Origin of the sequence: Bradyrhizobium sp. S3.3.6, from assembly GCF_040546905.1 — a bacterium.
Classification (GTDB): domain Bacteria; phylum Pseudomonadota; class Alphaproteobacteria; order Rhizobiales; family Xanthobacteraceae; genus Bradyrhizobium; species Bradyrhizobium cytisi.
Genome location: NZ_JBEPOT010000007.1, coordinates 313,758 through 332,973, shown reverse-complemented (window position 1 = coordinate 332,973; position 19,216 = coordinate 313,758). Strand labels below are relative to the sequence as shown.

General features: G+C 57.8%; 19 protein-coding genes. 12 read left to right on the top strand and 7 right to left on the bottom strand.

Features of this window, described 5'->3' with window-relative positions:
- Positions 1 to 2,052 precede the first annotated feature (2,052 nt).
- Together ABID59_RS22195 and ABID59_RS22190 are read left to right on the top strand one after the other, a co-directional pair.
- On the top strand, positions 2,053 to 2,412 hold the full coding sequence (locus ABID59_RS22195; protein ID WP_246208014.1) for a hypothetical protein: 360 nt from the start codon (positions 2,053 to 2,055) through the stop codon (positions 2,410 to 2,412).
- A 209-nt stretch (positions 2,413 to 2,621) separates the two neighbouring features.
- A complete protein-coding gene (locus ABID59_RS22190) occupies positions 2,622 to 3,095 on the top strand; it encodes a helix-turn-helix domain-containing protein (protein ID WP_347339784.1) in 474 nt (157 codons plus the stop codon).
- A 369-nt stretch (positions 3,096 to 3,464) separates the two neighbouring features.
- On the opposite strand, the gene ABID59_RS22185 is transcribed toward ABID59_RS22190, so the two are convergent.
- Positions 3,465 to 3,791: a hypothetical protein gene (locus tag ABID59_RS22185; protein ID WP_354084753.1), complete on the bottom strand. Its 327-nt coding sequence runs from the start codon at positions 3,789 to 3,791 to the stop codon at positions 3,465 to 3,467.
- 176 nt (positions 3,792 to 3,967) lie between these two features.
- Between ABID59_RS22185 and ABID59_RS22180 the strand changes: the two genes are divergently transcribed.
- Together ABID59_RS22180 and ABID59_RS22175 are read left to right on the top strand one after the other, a co-directional pair.
- Entirely contained in the window at positions 3,968 to 4,180 is a 213-nt protein-coding gene (locus tag ABID59_RS22180; protein ID WP_246208011.1) for a hypothetical protein, read from the top strand.
- A gap of 291 nt (positions 4,181 to 4,471) precedes the next feature.
- Positions 4,472 to 5,506, top strand: a complete 1,035-nt coding sequence (locus ABID59_RS22175; protein ID WP_148775429.1) for a TIR domain-containing protein — start codon at positions 4,472 to 4,474, stop codon at positions 5,504 to 5,506.
- Positions 5,507 to 5,519: 13 nt separating this feature from the next.
- Here ABID59_RS22175 and ABID59_RS22170 read toward each other — a convergent pair whose 3' ends face one another.
- The 6 genes from ABID59_RS22170 to ABID59_RS22145 all read right to left on the bottom strand — a co-directional run bounded on the left by ABID59_RS22170 (position 5,520) and on the right by ABID59_RS22145 (position 10,790).
- Positions 5,520 to 6,041 carry a M67 family metallopeptidase gene (locus ABID59_RS22170; RefSeq protein WP_148775428.1) on the bottom strand — a complete coding sequence of 174 codons (522 nt, stop codon included), beginning with the start codon at positions 6,039 to 6,041 and terminating at the stop codon, positions 5,520 to 5,522.
- Positions 5,995 to 7,737 (bottom strand): ThiF family adenylyltransferase, encoded by a 1,743-nt coding sequence (locus ABID59_RS22165; RefSeq protein WP_148775427.1) that lies wholly within the window; start codon positions 7,735 to 7,737, stop codon positions 5,995 to 5,997. The genes ABID59_RS22170 and ABID59_RS22165 overlap by 47 nt, the downstream gene beginning before the upstream one ends.
- Entirely contained in the window at positions 7,734 to 9,290 is a 1,557-nt protein-coding gene (locus tag ABID59_RS22160; RefSeq protein WP_148775426.1) for a nucleotidyl cyclase domain-containing protein, read from the bottom strand. The genes ABID59_RS22165 and ABID59_RS22160 overlap by 4 nt, the downstream gene beginning before the upstream one ends.
- 338 nt (positions 9,291 to 9,628) lie before the next feature.
- Positions 9,629 to 9,808: a hypothetical protein gene (locus ABID59_RS22155; protein WP_148775425.1), complete on the bottom strand. Its 180-nt coding sequence runs from the start codon at positions 9,806 to 9,808 to the stop codon at positions 9,629 to 9,631.
- A 614-nt stretch (positions 9,809 to 10,422) separates the two neighbouring features.
- Positions 10,423 to 10,668 (bottom strand): hypothetical protein, encoded by a 246-nt coding sequence (locus ABID59_RS22150; protein WP_148775424.1) that lies wholly within the window; start codon positions 10,666 to 10,668, stop codon positions 10,423 to 10,425.
- Positions 10,665 to 10,790 (bottom strand): hypothetical protein, encoded by a 126-nt coding sequence (locus ABID59_RS22145; protein WP_283812955.1) that lies wholly within the window; start codon positions 10,788 to 10,790, stop codon positions 10,665 to 10,667. The genes ABID59_RS22150 and ABID59_RS22145 overlap by 4 nt, the downstream gene beginning before the upstream one ends.
- A 577-nt stretch (positions 10,791 to 11,367) precedes the next feature.
- Between ABID59_RS22145 and nifD the strand changes: the two genes are divergently transcribed.
- The 8 genes from nifD (at position 11,368) to fdxB (ending at position 19,068) form a co-directional block, all read left to right on the top strand.
- Positions 11,368 to 12,870, top strand: coding sequence for a nitrogenase molybdenum-iron protein alpha chain (gene nifD / locus ABID59_RS22140; RefSeq protein ID WP_354084752.1), 1,503 nt, complete (start codon positions 11,368 to 11,370; stop codon positions 12,868 to 12,870).
- Positions 12,871 to 12,951: 81 nt separating this feature from the next.
- The gene (nifK, locus tag ABID59_RS22135) at positions 12,952 to 14,511 is read left to right on the top strand and encodes a nitrogenase molybdenum-iron protein subunit beta (RefSeq protein WP_148775422.1); all 1,560 of its coding nucleotides are present in this window, start codon (positions 12,952 to 12,954) and stop codon (positions 14,509 to 14,511) included.
- Positions 14,512 to 14,629: 118 nt separating this feature from the next.
- Entirely contained in the window at positions 14,630 to 16,273 is a 1,644-nt protein-coding gene (nifE, locus tag ABID59_RS22130) for a nitrogenase iron-molybdenum cofactor biosynthesis protein NifE (protein WP_148775421.1), read from the top strand.
- A gap of 9 nt (positions 16,274 to 16,282) precedes the next feature.
- A complete protein-coding gene (nifN, locus tag ABID59_RS22125) occupies positions 16,283 to 17,689 on the top strand; it encodes a nitrogenase iron-molybdenum cofactor biosynthesis protein NifN (RefSeq protein ID WP_148775420.1) in 1,407 nt (468 codons plus the stop codon).
- Positions 17,686 to 18,081: a nitrogen fixation protein NifX gene (nifX, locus tag ABID59_RS22120; protein WP_085399643.1), complete on the top strand. Its 396-nt coding sequence runs from the start codon at positions 17,686 to 17,688 to the stop codon at positions 18,079 to 18,081. The genes nifN and nifX overlap by 4 nt, the downstream gene beginning before the upstream one ends.
- A 10-nt stretch (positions 18,082 to 18,091) precedes the next feature.
- Positions 18,092 to 18,562, top strand: coding sequence for a NifX-associated nitrogen fixation protein (locus ABID59_RS22115; protein ID WP_085399642.1), 471 nt, complete (start codon positions 18,092 to 18,094; stop codon positions 18,560 to 18,562).
- 7 nt (positions 18,563 to 18,569) lie between these two features.
- Positions 18,570 to 18,770 (top strand): CCE_0567 family metalloprotein, encoded by a 201-nt coding sequence (locus tag ABID59_RS22110; RefSeq protein WP_085399641.1) that lies wholly within the window; start codon positions 18,570 to 18,572, stop codon positions 18,768 to 18,770.
- Positions 18,771 to 18,783: 13 nt separating this feature from the next.
- Entirely contained in the window at positions 18,784 to 19,068 is a 285-nt protein-coding gene (gene fdxB, locus ABID59_RS22105) for a ferredoxin III, nif-specific (RefSeq protein WP_148775419.1), read from the top strand.
- Positions 19,069 to 19,216: the final 148 nt, after the last annotated feature.

Below are 19,216 nucleotides of genomic sequence, written 5' to 3'. Positions count from 1 at the left end.
TGGCGGTTCTCATCAGCTCATCGTCCGGACATCAGCAGCCCAGTCGCCAAAACAGATGCTTCGGCCACAAGCCGAAGCTTCCGGATCGATTTGTTCATACACCCACCTCATCAGCTCTGATTGTTAATCAAGGAAACAGTCGAGAACGAGGCCATCCTCCGTTCGTTCAACGGGTTGGCGCAGTATGCACCAGATCCTCTGAAAGCGAGGCTGCATCAAACGTACGATTTCAAGATGCTCGCTGCCGGCGTGCGCCCACGAGCGTTTGGGCCTTATTTGATTCGCGAGTTCGCTTTGAGCCAGATAACGACATTTGGTTGGTAGATCAGACGAGCGCCTCAACCTTCGGCGTGGTGGTCGATCTGACAACAACGGGTGTGCCGCAAAAGGGTAAGCTGTCCGGTGGCCGCATCGGTGCTCCATCAAGCGATTGGGTGGCCAATACGCTCCCGCGAAGTTGATCGTATGCGTCTTACACTGCTGGTCGCGCTCAGCGCTCACGGTGTGGCTGGACAATAGCAGCCGCTGCCAGTTGTATCTGACGTGCAAGCTGCTGAGTTAGTTGCAGAACGAGCCCGGGCGAACAAACAACGTCGGATGTCTTGGCTTGATGAATACATGCAGTGTTACAGATGCGACAAGCGCTGGTCGACATCATCGCACAAAGAGTTTTGTGATGAGATCGAATTGCCAGCTTGCGGGCCGAACGCGAGCCCGGCGGTAATAAGGTCTACGCAGGTTTGGCGAGACACGGGGCCGAGGCGCCAAGGCGGTGCGCATCGCCCACGATTTTGCCGAGCCCTGCCCTACTGGAGCCTCTCCGACTCATATCCGGGCCGCTCCGGGGACGCCGCCGCGAAATCCCGCTCCTTTGTAACGGACCAGCCCCAAGCTTGAACATGGCCTGCCTTCCACCTGAAGTTCGCTGGCATGACAATTGCCGTTCTCAAATCTGAAAGGCGCGGCTACCCAGAGCTTGACGGTGCGACGGTCCGATTAGTCGGATACTCCCATTCGAACCAGCTCAAGTCGCCGGCCTGACACCGGATCAGGCCGGGTGTTGGTTGGAATAACAAACCACTTCGTCTTACTGACGGCGAGTGGCAGCTTTTGAAGTCCTGCGCGCTGATGGCAAAAGCCGCTGAACTTCTGCAGAAGCAACCGTCACTTCGTGCCCTTGCGTTGAAAGACTGCGATACAAGAGGACATGCTGGGAGGAGATCGTGACATCATGTCCGCAGATGGCCAGGTCGTGACATGTCATCGGCGTCTTCCCCGGAAAGACGTGATCGACCAGTTGTCCATGGCTGGTTCAGGTTGAATATGGTATGCGTGATGGCTTCGATTGACGATCGCTTGAATGAGATCAGATACGTGCGGAATGACATTTGGCGCTGTCGCAGAAGGCTTCAATGTGAGCTGAGTGGTGTCGAGCGTAAGTTCCTCGAAGAGCGTCTGCTTGAGCGGCAGACTGCCTTTGACCGGCTCCTGGCGACCACGTTTCCTTTTACATTGAAACTGTGAAGAAAATTTCGGGACCTGGCCGCGGGGCATTGGCGCGGAAATGGCTTCCGCCCGCAGAACGCCTGCGCCCGCGTCAGGAACGTAGCGCTCCGGCGCCGCGGGCCGTCGGGCCCCTCATAGCCGCCGCCGAGCTGAATGGCGTCGGTCCATAGCCTTGGTTCACCGACGTGCTGGCCCGCTGCGCGGCGTGAACGCGGATAACGGAATCGTTCGGGCACCCATCCAGGGGTGTCGCCGGGGGACACCGATCGCCACGTTTCTGCGACACCGCGGTCACCGTGACTAGCTTTCATCCGACAGAGCGATCGAAGAAGCTTGAATCGGCCGTAGCGTCAGATTGTACAGAGTAGGCGAACGATATTCCAGACCAGGTGCAGCCGAATGATAAGACCCGTTCTCGCTTTTGTATTATGTTCCGCTCTCGAGTTGTTCGGGCCAAGCACGGGCGCGGTTGCGGACACAAGGCGGTACGCGTGCACGATCACTGCCGCCGATCGAGAACCGGTCGGAGTTCGGAATGAGCGGGTCATGCTCAGCGTTCAATATGGCTGCCGGATCGCGGGTGGTCTCTTGAGCGACGCGGGGATCACAGCAGTGTCGGTCAGCGAGTGGGCTGCTGACGAAGGGTCATACTTGGCTTCCCTGGAATTTCACCGCGCGCTGGAGGGAGTTGCAATTGGACAACTCTCCGAGGCGACCGGCTTCTCTATCATGGAAGGCGAGCAAGGCATTGCGGTCGCAACTTCCGGCACGACAGTATTCAAGTTCGCATCTGGCTCATTGGCAGCCCTTTCAGGGAAGACCCTTAAATTCACGACCAAACCCACTGGCCTACGTAGCTTCGAATTGGAGTTCACAGATTGGCCAGAATCTCTTCTATGGAAGTGAACTCGTGTCTTACGCTGATTTCCGCAGGCGCTCGGACGCACGAATTACCGTCCATACTCTTAGCCGCACACAATACGTGCTCCCCGGCCTGTGTGCTGTCCTCCAAGGCGAGCACACGCGCAACACGTTAAGCTAAAACTCCGAAGGCACTCGAGCGCTGTAGAGCTTTCAAATTAACCTTCACCCGAGCCGATCAGCAGCTCTCTAAGGTGCTGATCAGCATCAGGGACGAACTGGTCCCGCAGAAGGGGCATCTCTTCGGCAGCGCCTGCGCGACACCGAAGCTATCGACAAGGAACAGACGCAGCCCGATGATGAGCACGAAGAAGAAGAAGCTGCCGGCCCACAGCCGAGGCTCCGGCAACATTTTTGCTGATCTCGGCCTGGCGAACGCCCAGGAGCACCAACTCAAGGCAGCACTCGTCGTACAACTGAAGCGCTTGATGGCGGAGCGGGAGATCACTCAGACCGAAGCCGCGAGGCTGGTGGGCGTGAAGCAGCCCAACCTGTCCAGGATGCTTCGGGGCCAGTTCAGGCTGGTTTCTGTGGTAAAGCTGCTGCGTATGCTGACGGCGTTCCGCCAGGACGTCGAGATAACGGTAAAGCCGCATCGGAAGCGTGGCAGAGCGGGCCGGATCACGTTATTCCGGCCTGAGAGCTGCCGAAAAGGGGAGAGTTCATGACATCCAACGCGACGGCGCCCAAAACCGCTCATGACCCCGCCTGTCGTGCCCGAACTGCAATGATTACATTCGGCCGACTTAAAATCCTCTACTAAGCCAACAACGCAAGACAACAATCTTAAAATTCAACGACTTACGAGGATTTCGGCTCCTCGAAAGCTGTTACATAAGACTTACACAGTCGTCCTCGGATAGTTTCTTTTCCGGGCGAACTAGCGCCACCCGCGAAAGCGTTTCGCGGGAAAATCCGAAATTCCCGAACAGCACAGGTTTCTTGACGGTCGCGTCTACAAGCGCGAAGGCTCCCGCCTTTGGCAATGCGCAACGTTTCTCGGCAACCGCAATTGGCGCGTCTCGACGAAGACAGACTCATTCTCCGAGGCGAAAACGTTTGCCGAGGACTGGTACCTTGGCTTGCGCGGCAAGCTCAAAGCAGGACTGCTCAAGCACGAAAAACCTTCCGCGACGCGGATCGAAAATCCCAAGCGCAGGTCGCGGCTCGAAGAGTACGAAGACCTGCACGACTACATTCTGTTCATGGCGAACACTGGCCTGCGGCCCGACGAGGCAAAGCGGCTGGAGTTTCGGGATGTGAAGATCGTCTACGATCAGGGAAGCCGTGAGACCATCTTGGAAATCGATGTGCGCGGGAAGCGCGGCGTCGGCTTTTGCAAGAGCATGCCAGGTGCGGTGCATCCATTCCAGCGCGTTACGAATCGGCGCAAGCCAACACTTGGCAGTGAGAGGGTTTTCCGAAGGATCATCGCCAGCTATTCAATGCGATCCTTGCCGAAGAAGGCCTCAAGTTCGATCGAGAGAGACAGCGCCGGACGTCCTATAGCCTGCGGCACACCTACATCTGCCTTCGCCTCATGGAAGGCGCGGACGTATACCAGATCGCCAAGAACTGCCGCACCAGCGTCAAGATGATCGAGGGATTCTACGCATCGCACATAAAGAATATGGTCGACGCCTCGATCATTAACGTCCGGCGTAAGGGCTCAAAAGCCCCCTCGGAAACGCCCGCAAAGCGCTTCAACCGCAGCAAGAAAACCCGCTTCCGAGGGGTGGGTTCACAAACCTGAGTTTTTAGGTTGGCGAAGCAGCCAGCCACAGGTAAGTTGCCTCTTATGCGGGCATGGCGAAATTGGTAGACGCAAGGGACTTAAGCCAAATTGAGTGAGGAAACCCAAGGTGCAGAACTGCTCAAATTCGGGGAAACCTGTCACATGGCAATCCCGAGCCAAGCGTCCCCAGCCGAACGGCTGGGAGCGAAGGTGTAGAGACTAGACGGGCAGCATCTAAAGGCGCGAACGCGCCCATGGTGAAGGTATAGTCCAGACCACAAACGAGCCCAGCGCGAACGCGCGACGGCTTTGGCGGCGAAAGCCGTAGCTGGTAAGAAAATCCCTCGGCTCGCAAGAGCTGTGCAGGTTCGATTCCGGCTGCCCGCACCATTAATTTCAGCCCTATTGATTGAGCAGAAAAAGCATCACGCAATGATCGAGAGATTTCAAGGCGACAACCGCCAAGCACTTGTAGACGCATTGATGCGCCAGGACTTCGTGCGCGGGAATGCCGCGATCGTTGAGGATTTGATCGCCGCTGGCGAATTAATCGAATACAGCTCGACCCCGCTTATCATCCAAAATGAAGCGAAGAATGACGTGTACCTTATCGTCGCCGGTACAGTCTCCATTATCGCGAACGGCGTCGAGGTGCGGACGCTTAGCACCGGCGGCCATTGTGGCGAGATGTCAGCGATTGACAGCGCCAATCCCCGATCCGCAACCGTCCATCCAACGGGCGTTGTCGTAGCCCTGAAGGTCCCTGGCGCAAAATTCGTTGATATACTCGACAAATACCCCCAGACATGGAGGCTGATCGCGCGTGAACTGTCGAACAGGCTGTTTGATCGCAACAGGCTGATTAAGCAGCCCAATGAACGACCAAAGCTGTTCCTTATTTCGTCGGTTGAGGCCCTCGACGTTGCGAATGAAATCGCGGTGGGATTGCAACACGACGCGTTGCCGACTGTGTGGACGCAAGGCGTCTTCTGGGTCAGCGGCTACGCCCTCGAAGCGCTAGAGAAGGCTGTGGCGCAATCCGATTTCGCGGTTGCGGTAGCTCAATTTGAGGACGTCGTACAGTCGCGAGGCAGCTCCCATCCCGCAATCCGTGACAACGTTCTCTTTGAGCTTGGAATGTTCATGGGGCAGCTCGGCAGGCACCGAACGTTTCTCGTGCATCCCAAGCTGAAGGATTTAACGCTGCCGTCGGACCTGCACGGAATCACGCCAGCATCTTACTTGCCTGGAAAACCGGAAGATTTGCCTTCACGCATTGGTCCAGTCTGCACCGAGATTAGAAGGGTCATTCGCGCGATCGGCTTGCGCACACAGGTTGGCTAAGCTGGCCCTTACGTTACCATCGAAAAAAATCGAGAAGTCGTGACAACAAGGATGCCTTGTCGCTATCTACAGTCTTGGCATCAATAATGACTTCGATGGGCTCTGGAATAATGCCTGCCCGAAAAAGCGTGGCCGACAGCTGCAAAACGCTGCGACGTTCCAGTCGCGCTATGATGAGAATGGCGAAATTCACGCCGACAGCGGGATCTTCGATTATCTCGAACATGCTTGCGATATCTTCGCCGCTAGGCACCGCCTCAAATGCAGGATGCGAATGCCATTCGCCAATGTAGTTGAACCTCTTGAAGTCACGGCCTGTGTGCGCGAAAAAATCCGCTAAGAACTCGCGATGATGCTCCGGGTCGCGCACAAAATGTGCGATCGTCCCCCCGCTGAGCTGAACCGAAATGTCGATGAGCCGAAACGTATCCGGGCCGACATTCTCGCCGACCAGAACACCGCCAATTTCATGACGCCGCCCTCGCAGCTCATGTCTCAGGCGTTTGACTATCTTGTTTGGCAGCAGCAGTTTCATCTGATTTTGCTTTGAAAAGTCTCAGTACGTTCGCTATTTCCGCTGCCATTTCTTCCGACGACAACTCTTGCTTGGGTGCTATCACGAGAGGTGGTCCAACTTCGATTGGATACGTCTCGAAGGGTTGGGTAAAGACCGACCCAGCACCCAGCCCGATAGCGTAGACCGAATTCGGAAAGAGTGAAGGAATACGACCGATCAATGTATCAATCGCAAATCGAGCGGCGTGCGCCGCAATGGCCGAAACATCTGCATCGTCTGCGATAAGGGGCACGCCGTCCCGTCCCGTCTCATAAGATCGGGTCGCCTTCACAGGAGGCGGCCCACGCTCCGCAAACCAATTCTCAATCGCGCGGCGCATGTACTGCGGCGGAGGCTCAAGGTTGGGTCGGCAACGCGCAATCAATCCACCGATGCCCCCGCCGAAAACCTCGGCCCACAAAACGGGTTTGGCCGTGACTGAGCAGACCGCCGATACGAGATTCAAAATGTCGGGATTGGCGGTCGCATCAAATATCAGATCGCATTCTCCGATAGTCTTCAAAACCCCTTCCGCAGACTCGTTTGACTCTTGTCCGGCTAGGCGCGATCGCCAACGGGTCGTTTCGACCAAGGGATTCACGAGTTGCAATCGCCTCTCAAGGGCCGCCGCCTTGTGCGTACCAATGTCGCGCCAGTCGAGGTCATGACGGACTAGGTTATCCGGCAGCAGAATGTCGTCATCGACCAGCACAAATCGGCCCGTACCCGATCGTGCGAGCATTGTGCCGACCTTGCTCCCGAGCGATCCGCAACCGATCAACGCCACGCTCTTGGATTTCAAGAGTTCATGCGCTGGGTCGAGCCTCGGAACATCCGGCGAGGCCGGTATGACCGCAACTTCTACGGCCGTGTTGTCAGGCTCCCAAAGGAAATACACGTGGACATCTGCGCCCTGCACGATCACGGCATACCGATTATCGATCGTGACCCCGAACGCTGCGCAGGCTGCACGGAAATCCTGATAGGTGCTGATTGGGGGAAGCACTTCACCCATCGCCAATCGGCAAATTGGCGCGGGCCGGTCCAAGTACTCCGACGCAAATTGGGACGGTACGCTCGGGTCTACCCAGTTGATTCCGTCCCCCAAGGTGATCTTGTCGATTACATGGATCACCGAATCCTGATGATGTGCCGAAACGAAATTGCACGTTGCCGGAGCTCGGACAGGAAGCGCTGGAAGAAACGCCTCAAGGCTTCGCGTCATCAAGAGACGGCTATATTCCGAGCGCAGTTTTTGGCCCAATGTGTCAGTGTGGCGGGATTGCACGACACCTTTTTCGCCGACGCCTGGGTTTTCACCTTGAAGCAGCCTATGCGCGCTCTCGATCAACTGGATGCCGGTTAATTCCGGTATCCAGTTATCGGGGCCAAATTCAAGGCACAGCTCACCCCCCGGTCCAAATTGATGCCGAGACCAGCGTCCAGTTTCGCCGCGAGGGAATACGGAAGGCGGGCTATGCGGAAACATTTCCGGGTACTGTAGGTAGACCGGATAAACCCGGCCACCAGCAACAATTTCAGCGTCCAGCACCAGGTGCGCGCCCTCACCGATGCGCCAGCCGGAAGGCACAAACCAATCGACGTTTTGGGAAAAAACGTCGAGCCCTTCACGCTCTGCCCGAAACCGGGCGAGGTTCGAGAAATACCACGTCACGCAAACCCACCCGGCTTGGCTGGGCCGGTGGCACGATCAGGAAACGTCAGCGGCGCGGCGGCGGCGCTCGCGGGTTTCAACAGTGTTGACACTGCCATTGCCTTTGCGGCACGCGCGGTCTTGTCGTCCTTGGCAGCCATTTCACTGACAGCGGTATCGTAATCGAGATTCGACCGGATACGCGAATCGCCGAAGATCGCATGAACACCGTGGGTGCACTTGTTATAGGCGACCTTGCCGATTGCCGTTTGCTTGCCCGTGCAACGGTGCTGTTCGTGCTCGGCGGCCAGAACGCCCCGGCTGACGGAACAGCGGATAAGCTCGCCCTTCATACCCAGCCGTGTCACGGTCATCGGGCCATACTCAAACCCGATTGCGAGCCCGAGGCTTGATGCATCCGTTCCCTTGTCCTTGAGCCGCTTGAGCGCGAGGTCAAAACTGCTGCGCATCGCCCCGGCGCACAGCGCCATATTGCTGATCGTCTCATGAACGTCTGTCGACTGGGCGGTTCCTTCAACCAGGAGCCCGTGAATGCAGTCGCCGATGAAGCGGACCTTCCGACCTTGAAAGTCCTCATGAAGAACGGCGTCCAGCTCAGCGCGCAGAACATGGAGGGTACGAACAACGTGCTTCGCTCCATCGTTCGTCCCGATGTTGTTGCCAACGTAGGCCGTGAATCCGTCCAGATCGCCGTAAACGGTCGCGGCATCCTGTCGGCGCGAGTTCTTGACCGAAAGCCCTTCGACATCGAGCGTCGCGAATGGAGGCGTGTGACCGGTAAACTCGAAATTGCCAATTGGATTGTTCTTCAAATCGTCGGCCCACTCGTTGACGATCTGATCGACCGTCACGCCAAGGTTAGCCGCGTTCTGGCTCGTTTCGATCTCAGTAGCTGTAAGCGGTGTAGCATCAACGTTTGTAACTTCCGCGAGCCCAATCACCTTCCGCGCTTTGTTGGTCAGATAGATGCCGGTCGCGGACCCGCCGCCCGCGCGCTTGGCCGCATAGTTTGCAGGCTCGCCCAGAAAAAGCGGCTCACGATGACCCCGCCGCCCATTGTTTACGGCCAGGGCCTTTCCGCTATCTATACCGATGCGGACCTTGGCCGCCGGATGATTAGCATCTTCACCTGTCCGCGCCAGCACGTCGGTAATGAGCTGCCCGGTCGCAACTGCGCGATGAACGCGCTTAGCTTCGTCATCGTAGGGCTTTGCAAAGACGGAGTGCAGGCGCTGGTTGTGGAAATCAACGAGGATGGAATCCACGCGCCCGATAATCCGGTGCACGGCGCGATAGTGCATATTCAGGAACCGAAGTGTTTGCTTGTGGCAGGTTTCTCCTTCCACATCTGTAACATTCAGCATGTCCCTAAGATTGAGGATGTCAGCGTAGATGTGCACACCATCGACGCGGTACGCCATTGTGTTGGCTATCCCCGCCAGCTTCGTGTCGCGGACATATTCCTTGATTTCGATATCCTTGAGCGGCAGCGCGTCGATCTTGGCGTCGACGCGTTTCGTTGCGCGGTCCTTGTTCCAAGTACGGGTACCCATAGCGACGCCTTTCTGAATCATGATCGCGCTAACTGCGCCAAAAGTGAACTCTGCTGTCGGGGCAATTGGCCGCGGCATCCCCGGGTTTTCACGACCCGGCCTCACGCCCTTAAATGGTGACCGGTCTGTCCGTTGCCAAGTCGGCGCCCGACCTCGGTCTCGCAAAACATCCGCAAGAAACAGCGAATCACTTAGGGCGAATCATTAGCGTCAGGAGTTGCCAGCACGTTTGCAAGGGAGAAGCCCATTCCTCGTATATTTCACCACAGTTTTCGGACTTCTCACGGGTTCATGGCCCGGCACGGCCAAGGCCATCTAGGCTTGACGTGCGGAAGCGCCTACCAGTTGGGGTCACGTCTCGCCCGGATGCGCCGGATATTGGAAAGCGTTTCGCGGGCGGTCACGTAGGCCTGCGAGGTTTCCGGATAGTCCGGAAGCCGGTTCGTGATCTTCACGGCAAGGTCACAAAGCTCGATCCGCGTCAGGCGCATCAATTCCATTATCGTCGAAACCACCATTTTACTCTCCATCGTTTCCAATCGCGTGATTACGGCCTTCGTGGAAAGGCCCGTCAGCGACGGTGGAGGCGGCGACATCGCTTGTGACCGCAACGAAGAGTAGGAGCGCGCAACGCGCGCTTGACGTTGACCAGCCGAGACCGGCGCTTGCTTGGTCGACGAAGGACGCAACGCACCGCGAAAGGTGGAGATAGGTGGTTTGTACGGGATGGAATTGATGCGCGGCGCTAAGAGAGCTTCGCGGCGCGTTGCGACGCAGCATGGGCGTCTCGGACGCCGCGTCGATGAGGACGCCATCCGCAACTACGTGGGCGACATCGAGAGGGTCGTATCAGGCCGGGGCCACCGAAAGGCCTTCCTGGTTACTGTGCCCGCGTCTCCGGCGATCGACCCGCTTCTTCCCATCAGCGATCATCCCAACGCGGGCATTTTCCATGCCCGCCAGCAGGTATGGGTTCACGTGGCGTACAGGCCTTATCGCCCGGCCTACAAGCGAGCGCTTCAGCATGACACAATCGACGGCCTGATCCTAAGCCATGCCATGAACCGGGACACAGCGGCTCACAAGGGATTTGGCTTTGTGAGACTGACGCCAGTGTCCGGTGTCGCCAACGTCAGTAGTGCGTTTTCAGAGCTTTCTCAAGATGGTCTGCTGGAAGCAATGGAGACAATGCGTACGCGTGGGCGGCTATTCGATTGTTGCCATCTATCACGCTCAACCCACTTTTCACGGGCACCACTACGATCGGCTTTGGAAATTTCTTTTCCTCCAGAATGATATCGAGTTGATCGAAGAACCTCGCGTTCATGCCGAGCTCAAAGCTCAGGGCCATCGTGCAAGCCGCGGCCAGCAGGATCATTCCAACCAGTCACCGACGGACATGCTCATCACAGCGGAAAGCGCGACGATGGCAGCGATGAGTCGGATCCCGAAATGCCGGTGCTCGGTGATGTTCAAGTTGAGCGATGTCTCCTTGGCCATATCTTTCTGCGTCCCTAACTCGACCTTCAATGCGGCGAATAACCGATCTTTGGCGGCGTAGATTTCCCGGAGAGCGCAACTGATTGTCTTGTTTCAGACAGGCCGTTAGCCGGTACGCCTGTCGGTGGCCAACAGGTCAGGTTTCTAACAATCCGCATCCTGCCAACTATCTAGTTCTACAGACGTGGGTTTTTGTCTTCGACCAGCGCTGGCACACTCATTGCAAACCCCTGCGCAAGAGGCGGCTGTTAGCCCTCTGCAACAACATGCAGAGGGACACGCCCCTGATGGCAGGCAGTGAGTAAAGAAGCCGATATGACCACCCGCTGGAGAGTAGGCATGACTTCACCGAGACGCGTCTTGGTCAGCGATCCCGTCGACAAGTCAACAGCGTCACACACACCGCGTTCGCAAGCGCTCGACCGCTGCCGCATGATCCAGAAGGCCGCGAAGTTGCGATCAGTAGGACCGGTCACGGAGATTGCACGCCTTACACCTGAATGCCGGATCGGGAATCCGTCCGTCTACCAGAAGCGCGTCGCTTCATGATCTGAGGCGACAATCAAAGGAAATTTGTATGAGCCGAGCAACTACCCAGAGTGTCGCTGAGATCAAGGCGCGCAACAAGCAGCTAATCGATGAGGCGTTGAAGGTTTACCCAGAGAAGACCGCCAAAAGACGCGCCAAGCATCTCAGTGTTCACGAGGCGGGGAGGTCGGATTGTGGCGTCAAGTCGAATATCAAGTCCATTCCGGGCGTGATGACCATCCGTGGCTGCGCCTACGCAGGCTCCAAGGGCGTGGTCTGGGGGCCGATCAAGGACATGATCCACATTAGCCACGGTCCGGTCGGCTGTGGTCAGTACTCTTGGGGCTCGCGGCGCAACTACTACGTCGGCACGACCGGCATCGACACCTTCGTGACACTGCAGTTCACCTCCGATTTCCAGGAAAAGGATATCGTGTTCGGTGGCGATAAAAAGGTCACGAAACTCATCGATGAGCTCCAGGAGCTATTTCCTCTCAACAGGGGCATTACCATTCAGTCCGAATGTCCGATCGGCTTGATCGGCGACGATATCGAGGCGGTTTCCAGAGAAAAGTCAAAGGAATATGGCGGCAAAACCATCGTGCCTGTGCGGTGCGAGGGCTTTCGTGGCGTGTCACAATCGCTCGGACATCACATCGCGAACGACGCAGTTCGAGATTGGATCTTCGACAAGAGCGCCCCAGAGGCCAGTTCAAAATTTGAGCCGACGCCATATGATGTTGCGATTATCGGCGACTACAACATCGGCGGCGATGCCTGGTCGTCACGGATCCTGCTCGAAGAAATGGGCCTGCGCGTCATCGCCCAGTGGTCCGGGGATGGATCTCTCGCTGAATTGGAGGCGACGCCGAAGGCGAAGCTCAACATATTGCATTGCTATCGCTCGATGAACTACATCTCACGGCACATGGAGGAAAAATTCGGGATTCCCTGGTGCGAGTACAACTTCTTCGGGCCTTCCAAAATCGCGGAGTCGCTGCGCAAAATTGCAAGCTTCTTCGATGATAAGATCAAAGAAGGCGCCGAGCGCGTCATCGCGAAATATCAGCCGCTTGTCGACGCGGTGACCGCGAAATACCTGCCGCGGCTCGAAGGCAAGACCGTAATGCTGTTCGTCGGCGGCTTACGTCCTCGCCATGTCATTGGCGCCTACGAGGACCTCGGCATGGACGTTGTCGGCACAGGCTATGAGTTCGGGCATAACGATGACTACCAGCGCACCGCTCAGCACTACGTCAAAGATGGCACACTGATCTACGACGATGTCACCGGCTACGAATTCGAGCGCTTCGTCGAAAAGATCCGGCCAGACCTCGTAGGTTCCGGTATCAAGGAAAAATACGTCTTCCAGAAAATGGGCGTGCCGTTCCGTCAAATGCATTCCTGGGACTACTCGGGTCCTTACCATGGCTACGACGGCTTCGCGATCTTCGCCCGCGACATGGATATGGCGATCAACTCCCCGATCTGGGGGAAGACCACGGCACCTTGGAAGGACGCTCCGCGGCCGAGCCTCATGGCGGCGGAATAGGAACGCCGACGCCCGGCCCCTTTCTTCCGCAGAGGAGGGGAAGGGCAGGAGAACGAACACAAGAACCTAAAGAGTGCCATGATGACACAGAACGCCGAACACATACTCGACCACTCTGAGCTTTTCCGGGGAGACGAATACCAGCAGATGCTGGCCAATAAGAAGGCGCTATTTGAGAATCCGCATGATCCCGCCGAAGTCGACCGTATCAGAGAATGGTCCAAGACGCCCGAATACCGCGAGAAGAACTTTGCCCGCGAGGCGCTAACGGTTAATCCGGCGAAGGCTTGCCAGCCGCTAGGTGCGGTGTTCGCCGCGCTCGGGTTCGAGCGCACACTGCCGTTCGTCCACGGCTCACAGGGCTGCGTTGCATATTATCGCAGCCATCTGTCACGCCACTTCAAGGAGCCGACCTCGTGCGTCTCCTCGTCCATGACGGAAGACGCGGCCGTGTTCGGGGGGCTCAACAATCTTACCGACGGGCTTGCCAACAGCTACAACATGTACAAGCCGAAGATGATCGCGGTCGCGACGACCTGCATGGCGGAAGTCATCGGCGACGACCTCAACGCCTTCATCAAAACATCCAAGGAAAAAGGTTCAGTCCCCGCGGACTACGATGTACCATTCGCTCACACTCCCGCATTCGTCGGCAGCCACGTTACCGGCTACGACAACACGCTCAAGGGCATCCTCGAGCATTTCTGGGACGGCAAAGCCGGCACGGCGCCAAAACTCCAGCGCAAGGCGAACAACACGATCAACTTCATCGGCGGCTTCGACGGCTACACTGTCGGCAACATGCGTGAGATAAAGCGCATATTCGAGCTGATGGGGATCGGCTACACCATCCTCGCGGATAACAGCGACGTGTTCGATACCCCCACCGACGGCGAGTTCCGCATGTATGATGGCGGCACCACGCTGAAGGATGCCGCGAACGCAGTCCACGCGAAGGCAACCATCTCCATGCAGCAATATTGTACGGAGAAGACGTTGGCCTTCGTCAAGGGGCACGACCAAGAGGTCGTCGCCTTCAATCACCCCCTGGGCGTCGGCGCCACGGACGATTTCCTGATGACGCTGTCGCGTATCACCAACAAGGCAATTCCAAATGCGCTGGAGCGGGAGCGCGGGCGTCTGGTAGACGCAATGGCTGACTCTAGCGCGCATGTTCACGGCAAGAAGTTCGCGGTCTACGGCGATCCCGACCTCTGCTATGGCCTGGCCGCATTCTTGTTGGAGCTCGGCGCTGAGCCCACCCACGTGCTCTCGACGAACGGGGGTAAGGCCTGGCAGCAGAAAATGCAGGCGCTGTTCGCGAGCTCGCCGTTCGGTAAAAACTGCCGCGCCTTCCCGGGCAAGGATCTCTGGCACATGCGTTCGCTCCTGTTCACAGAACCGGTCGATTTCCTGATCGGTAACACCTACGGCAAATATCTCGAGCGTGACACTGGAACACCGCTAATCCGCATCGGATTTCCCATCTTCGATCGCCATCATCACCATCGTTATCCAGTGTGGGGCTATCAGGGTAGCATGAATGTGCTGGTCAAGATTCTCGACAAGATCTTTGATGAGATCGACAGGAAAACCAGCTCGGTTGGCAAGACAGACTACAGCTTCGACATCATACGCTAAGGCGAGCGCCCCGCCTCATTCGTCCGCAGGAACAGCGGCGGTGTGGCGGGGATCACAGGTTATCCGCCGGCCATGCTCTTGGTCTGTGCGGCGTCTTGACATCCCCGAAAGAGACACCATGACTTTGCTTCCCACGACCATACTGGACGTCTTTAACGAACCGGGCTGCGCCAGGAACGCGAGCAAGTCGAACGTCGAGCGCAAGAATGGATGCACCAAGCAGCTGAAGCCGGGCGGCGCCGCCGGCGGGTGTGCCTTCGATGGCGCCAAAATCGCACTGCAGCCCTTTACCGATGTCGCCCATCTTGTGCATGGTCCAATCGCCTGTGAGGGCAATTCCTGGGACAATCGCGGTTCCGCCTCCTCCGGCTCCGATCTGTGGCGCAGAAGCTTCACCACTGACATGACCGAGACCGACGTCGTGTTCGGCGGCGAGAAGCGGCTGTACAGGGCAGTCAAGGAGATCACAGAGAAATACGACCCACAGGCCATCTTCGTCTACCAGACGTGCGTGCCCGCGATGATCGGTGACGACATCGATATGGTCTGCAAGGCGGCCTCCGCCAAATTCGGCAAACCGGTCATTCCCATCAATGCACCGGGATTTGTGGGGTCGAAGAACCTTGGTAACAAGCTCGCAGGCGAAGCACTGCTGGAGCACGTCATCGGGACCGGAGAGCCCGATTACACCACTCCGTATGACATCAACATCATTGGCGAATACAACCTGTCCGGCGAGCTCTGGCAGGTCAAGCCGCTGCTCGATGAGCTCGGAATTCGGATCCTGTCCTGCATCTCGGGGGATGGCAAGTACCGCGAGGTCGCTTATTCGCACCGAGCCAAAGCCGCGATGATGGTCTGCTCAAAGGCAATGATCAACCTCGCACGCAAGATGAGACAGCGCTACGGCATCCCGTTTTTTGAAGGCTCGTTCTACGGTATTGAGGATTCCAGCGATTCACTGCGCCAGATCGCGCGGCTGCTGATCGAACGTGGCGCGCCGGCTGAGCTGATGGAACGAACGCAAGCCCTGATCGCACGCGAAGAGACCAAAGCCTGGACTGCGATCGAACGTTTCAAGCCGCGCTTTGCCGGCAAGAGGGTCGTTCTCATCACCGGTGGCGTGAAATCCTGGTCGATGGTGGCCGCTTTGCAGGAGGCCGGGCTCGAAATCGTCGGCGCGTCTGTGAAGAAATCGACCGAGAAGGACAAGGAACGTATCAAGGAATTAATGGGCCAGCACGCCCACATGATCGAGGACATGTCATCTCGCGAGATCTACAAGATGCTCAAGGACGCAAAAGCCGACATCATGCTTTCGGGCGGCAAGTCGCAATTCGTCGCACTCAAGGCGGCGACGCCATGGCTCGATATCAACCAGGAGCGCTGCCACGCCTATATGGGCTATGTCGGGATTGTCAAGCTCATGGAGGAGATCGAGAAAGCGCTCTACAATCCGATATGGGATCAGCTCCGCCAAGGCGCGCCCTGGGATGAGTTCGATTGGAAGCGTCAGGCAAAGACGGTTGCGCAGATGGATGTGCAAGTCGTTGATCCAGTTCGCGGCGCGACCGCGAACGGCGTCAAGACGATAAGTTTCTCCAACAGAAGTGAGATCGGCGATGGTGAGAGCGCGATTGCGGCGCATGGCCGGAACCTCGTCGAGCCCGCCAAGCCGTGCACCAATTCCACCGCAAGAGGCCCTGCTTGTAAGGACACGTTTTCCGATCTCCAGCCCTCGGCGCTGCAGGCGGCGGAGTAGGAGAACGACATGGCGATCGTCACTGCCTCGAAGAAAGCCTGTTCGGTCAATCCGCTCAAGATGAGCCAGCCGATCGGCGGCTCATTTGCCTTCATGGGACTGCGCGGCGCGATGCCGCTTTTGCACGGCCCGCAAGGTTGCGCCTCCTTCGGGCTGACGCTGTTCGTGCGCCATTTCAACGAAGCCGTGCCGATGCAGACGACCGCCATGAACGAGGTTGCCACCGTGCTCGGCGGTCTCGAGAATCTCGAACAGGCGATCCTCAACATCTACAATCGCGTCGAGCCGGAGATCATTGGTATCAATTCGACTGGCGTCACCGAGACCAACGGCGATGACGTCGAGGCCTTCATCCGGTTGATCCGGCAGAAGCATCCGCAGCTCGAAAAGCTTCCCCTTGTCTACGTCTCGACGCCCGATTTCAAGGATGCCTTTCAGGATGGCTGGGGCAAAACAGTGGCGCGGATGATCGAGGTGCTCGTGGCTCCCGTCGACGCAGCGAGACCGCGCGATGGCTCCCGCGTCAACGTGCTACCTGGCTGCCATCTCACGCCCGGCGATCTCGACGAGCTTCGCACGATCTTTGAGGATTTTAGGCTCAAGCCCTCCTTCCTGCCGGACGTTGCCGGTTCGCTGGATGGCCACATCCCCGACGAATTCACGCCAACCACGATCGGCGGCATTGGAGTTGACGAGATCGCGACGATGGGGCAGGCGGCCTGGACGATCGCGATCGGCGCGCAAATGCGCCGTGCGGCCGAGATCATGCAGGCGCGGACAGGCACGCCGTTCCGTCTGTTCGAGCGGCTCTGCGGCCTTATGCCAAGTGACGAATTCATCGCGTTTCTGAGCGAGATCAGCGGCCGGTCGGTGCCCTCGAAATATCGCCGGCAGCGTGGACAGCTGGCAGACGCCATGCTGGATGCCCATTTCCATATCGGCGGCCGCAAGCTCGCAATCGGCGCCGAGCCGGACTTGTTATTCGATCTCTCCAGCTTCCTTCACGACATGGGGGCGCAGGTAACGGCCGCGGTGACGACGACGAACTCACCTGTGCTCCAGCGGGTCAGGACCGAGGACGTCCTGATCGGCGATCTGGAGGATCTTGAAGAGCTTGCCAGGTCACGTGACTGCGACCTCTTGATGTCGCATTCACACGGTCGCCAGGCCGCTTCGCGACTCAATGTTCCGTTCCTCCGGGTGGGCTTTCCGATGTTCGATCGCCTTGGCGCTGCGCACCTCACGACCGTGGGCTATCGCGGCACGCGTGATCTGATCTTTGACATCGCCAATCTGATCATCACCGACCGCGAAACCAACCATGGGCCGACGCCCGACTCCTGGCCATCACCTGCGGTGACCTGCAGGTCCATCCGCCCCAGTTGCATTGAGCAGGAAGAGAAACCACTCGGATGAAAGTTGCATTCGCCACTCAGGACTTGAAGCACGTCGATGCGCACTTCGGCTGGGCCAAGAACATCGTGATCTACGAGGTCGGCCCGGACGGGCATCGGTTTATTGAGGCGGTTCAGTTCGGCGGTGACCTCACGGAAGACGGCAATGAGGATAAGCTGGCGCCGAAGATCCAGGCGATCAGGGACTGCGCAATCCTCTATGTAGCGGCGATCGGCGGCTCGGGTGCTGCGCGCGTCGTCGCGAGCAACATCCATCCGATGAAGGTGCTGCAACCAGAGCCCATCGACGACCTTTGCGTCAAACTCGAGACCGTGCTGAAGGGGTCGCCGCCGCCCTGGCTGCGGAAGCTGCTCACCAAAAGCTCGGAACGTACGGTGGATTTCGAAGCCTGAAGGAAAGAGGATGCCCGATCAGTCTGAAATCACTCCAGCCGCCCCCGCGGCAGAGCGGCCATTTCTCAAAGAGCTCATCAAGATCTTGCGCGCCCAGGACACCCACGGCGCCTGGGAGGGCAAGAAGGACCTCGACCTGCTCGACCCCTACATTCTGGACAAACGCAAGCGCCGTGCGCTGCCGATCGTTGGCAATCCCGAGCCCGACACGATATGGCGACTGCAGTTGTTCTTTGACGCCATTGCGCTCTCGATCGAGAAGGCGACGGGCGTGATGATCTCGCCAATGCTGAAGATGCATCAGGAAGGGTTCGGTCGGATCGTACTGATCGGGGGCCGGCTCGTTGTCGTGAGCAAGCAGCTACGGGACGTGCATCGCTTTGGTTTCAACAATCTGTGTCATCTTGCCGACCAAGGCGACGAAATCGTCAACAGTGGTGTTGAGATGATCCGCGAGTTCCCGGACGTCGCGAACTATTGAGGCAAGTATGAGCGATGTTGAAAGCCTGAAAGCGGAAATAAAGAAGCTGTCGGCCAAAGCGACCCAGGCCAAGATGGACCTCCACGACCTCTCCGAGGAACTGCCCGTCAACTGGACCGCGATCCTGAGCGTGGCGCAGAAGGCCCACGACGCCTTCAGCGAGCTCGAAAGCAAGCGCCAAGTTCTCCAGGCGCTACACAAAGCATAACGGACCTCAAGCCATGTCATTCAGAACCCGCGACGGCCGCGATTGGAGGCCGGACTACCTGGTTTGGATCGATCCGAACAAGTGCATCGGCTGCGGCCGCTGCTACAAGGTCTGCGGCCGCGAGGTCATGACGCTGAAGGGCCTGAGCGAGGGCGGCGAGTTGATCGATCTCGATGAGGACGACGATGAGGTCGAAAAGAAGGTCATGGTGATGAAGGACGAGGGGGCCTGCATCGGCTGCAGCGCCTGCGCCCGGGTCTGTCCGACAAACTGTCAGACCCACGCGCCAGCTGCTTGATTTCTCTCGCTATGAACAGGGGTGGTTTGTCAGAGACAAAGGTAGCTCGGAAGATCCGGCATCGAGCCGACGACATGTACGGCGAAGCCTTGAATCCTGTCGAAAGTGCGCGTCAATGCTAAGCATGGAGTGAATCTTGGTCAAAAAA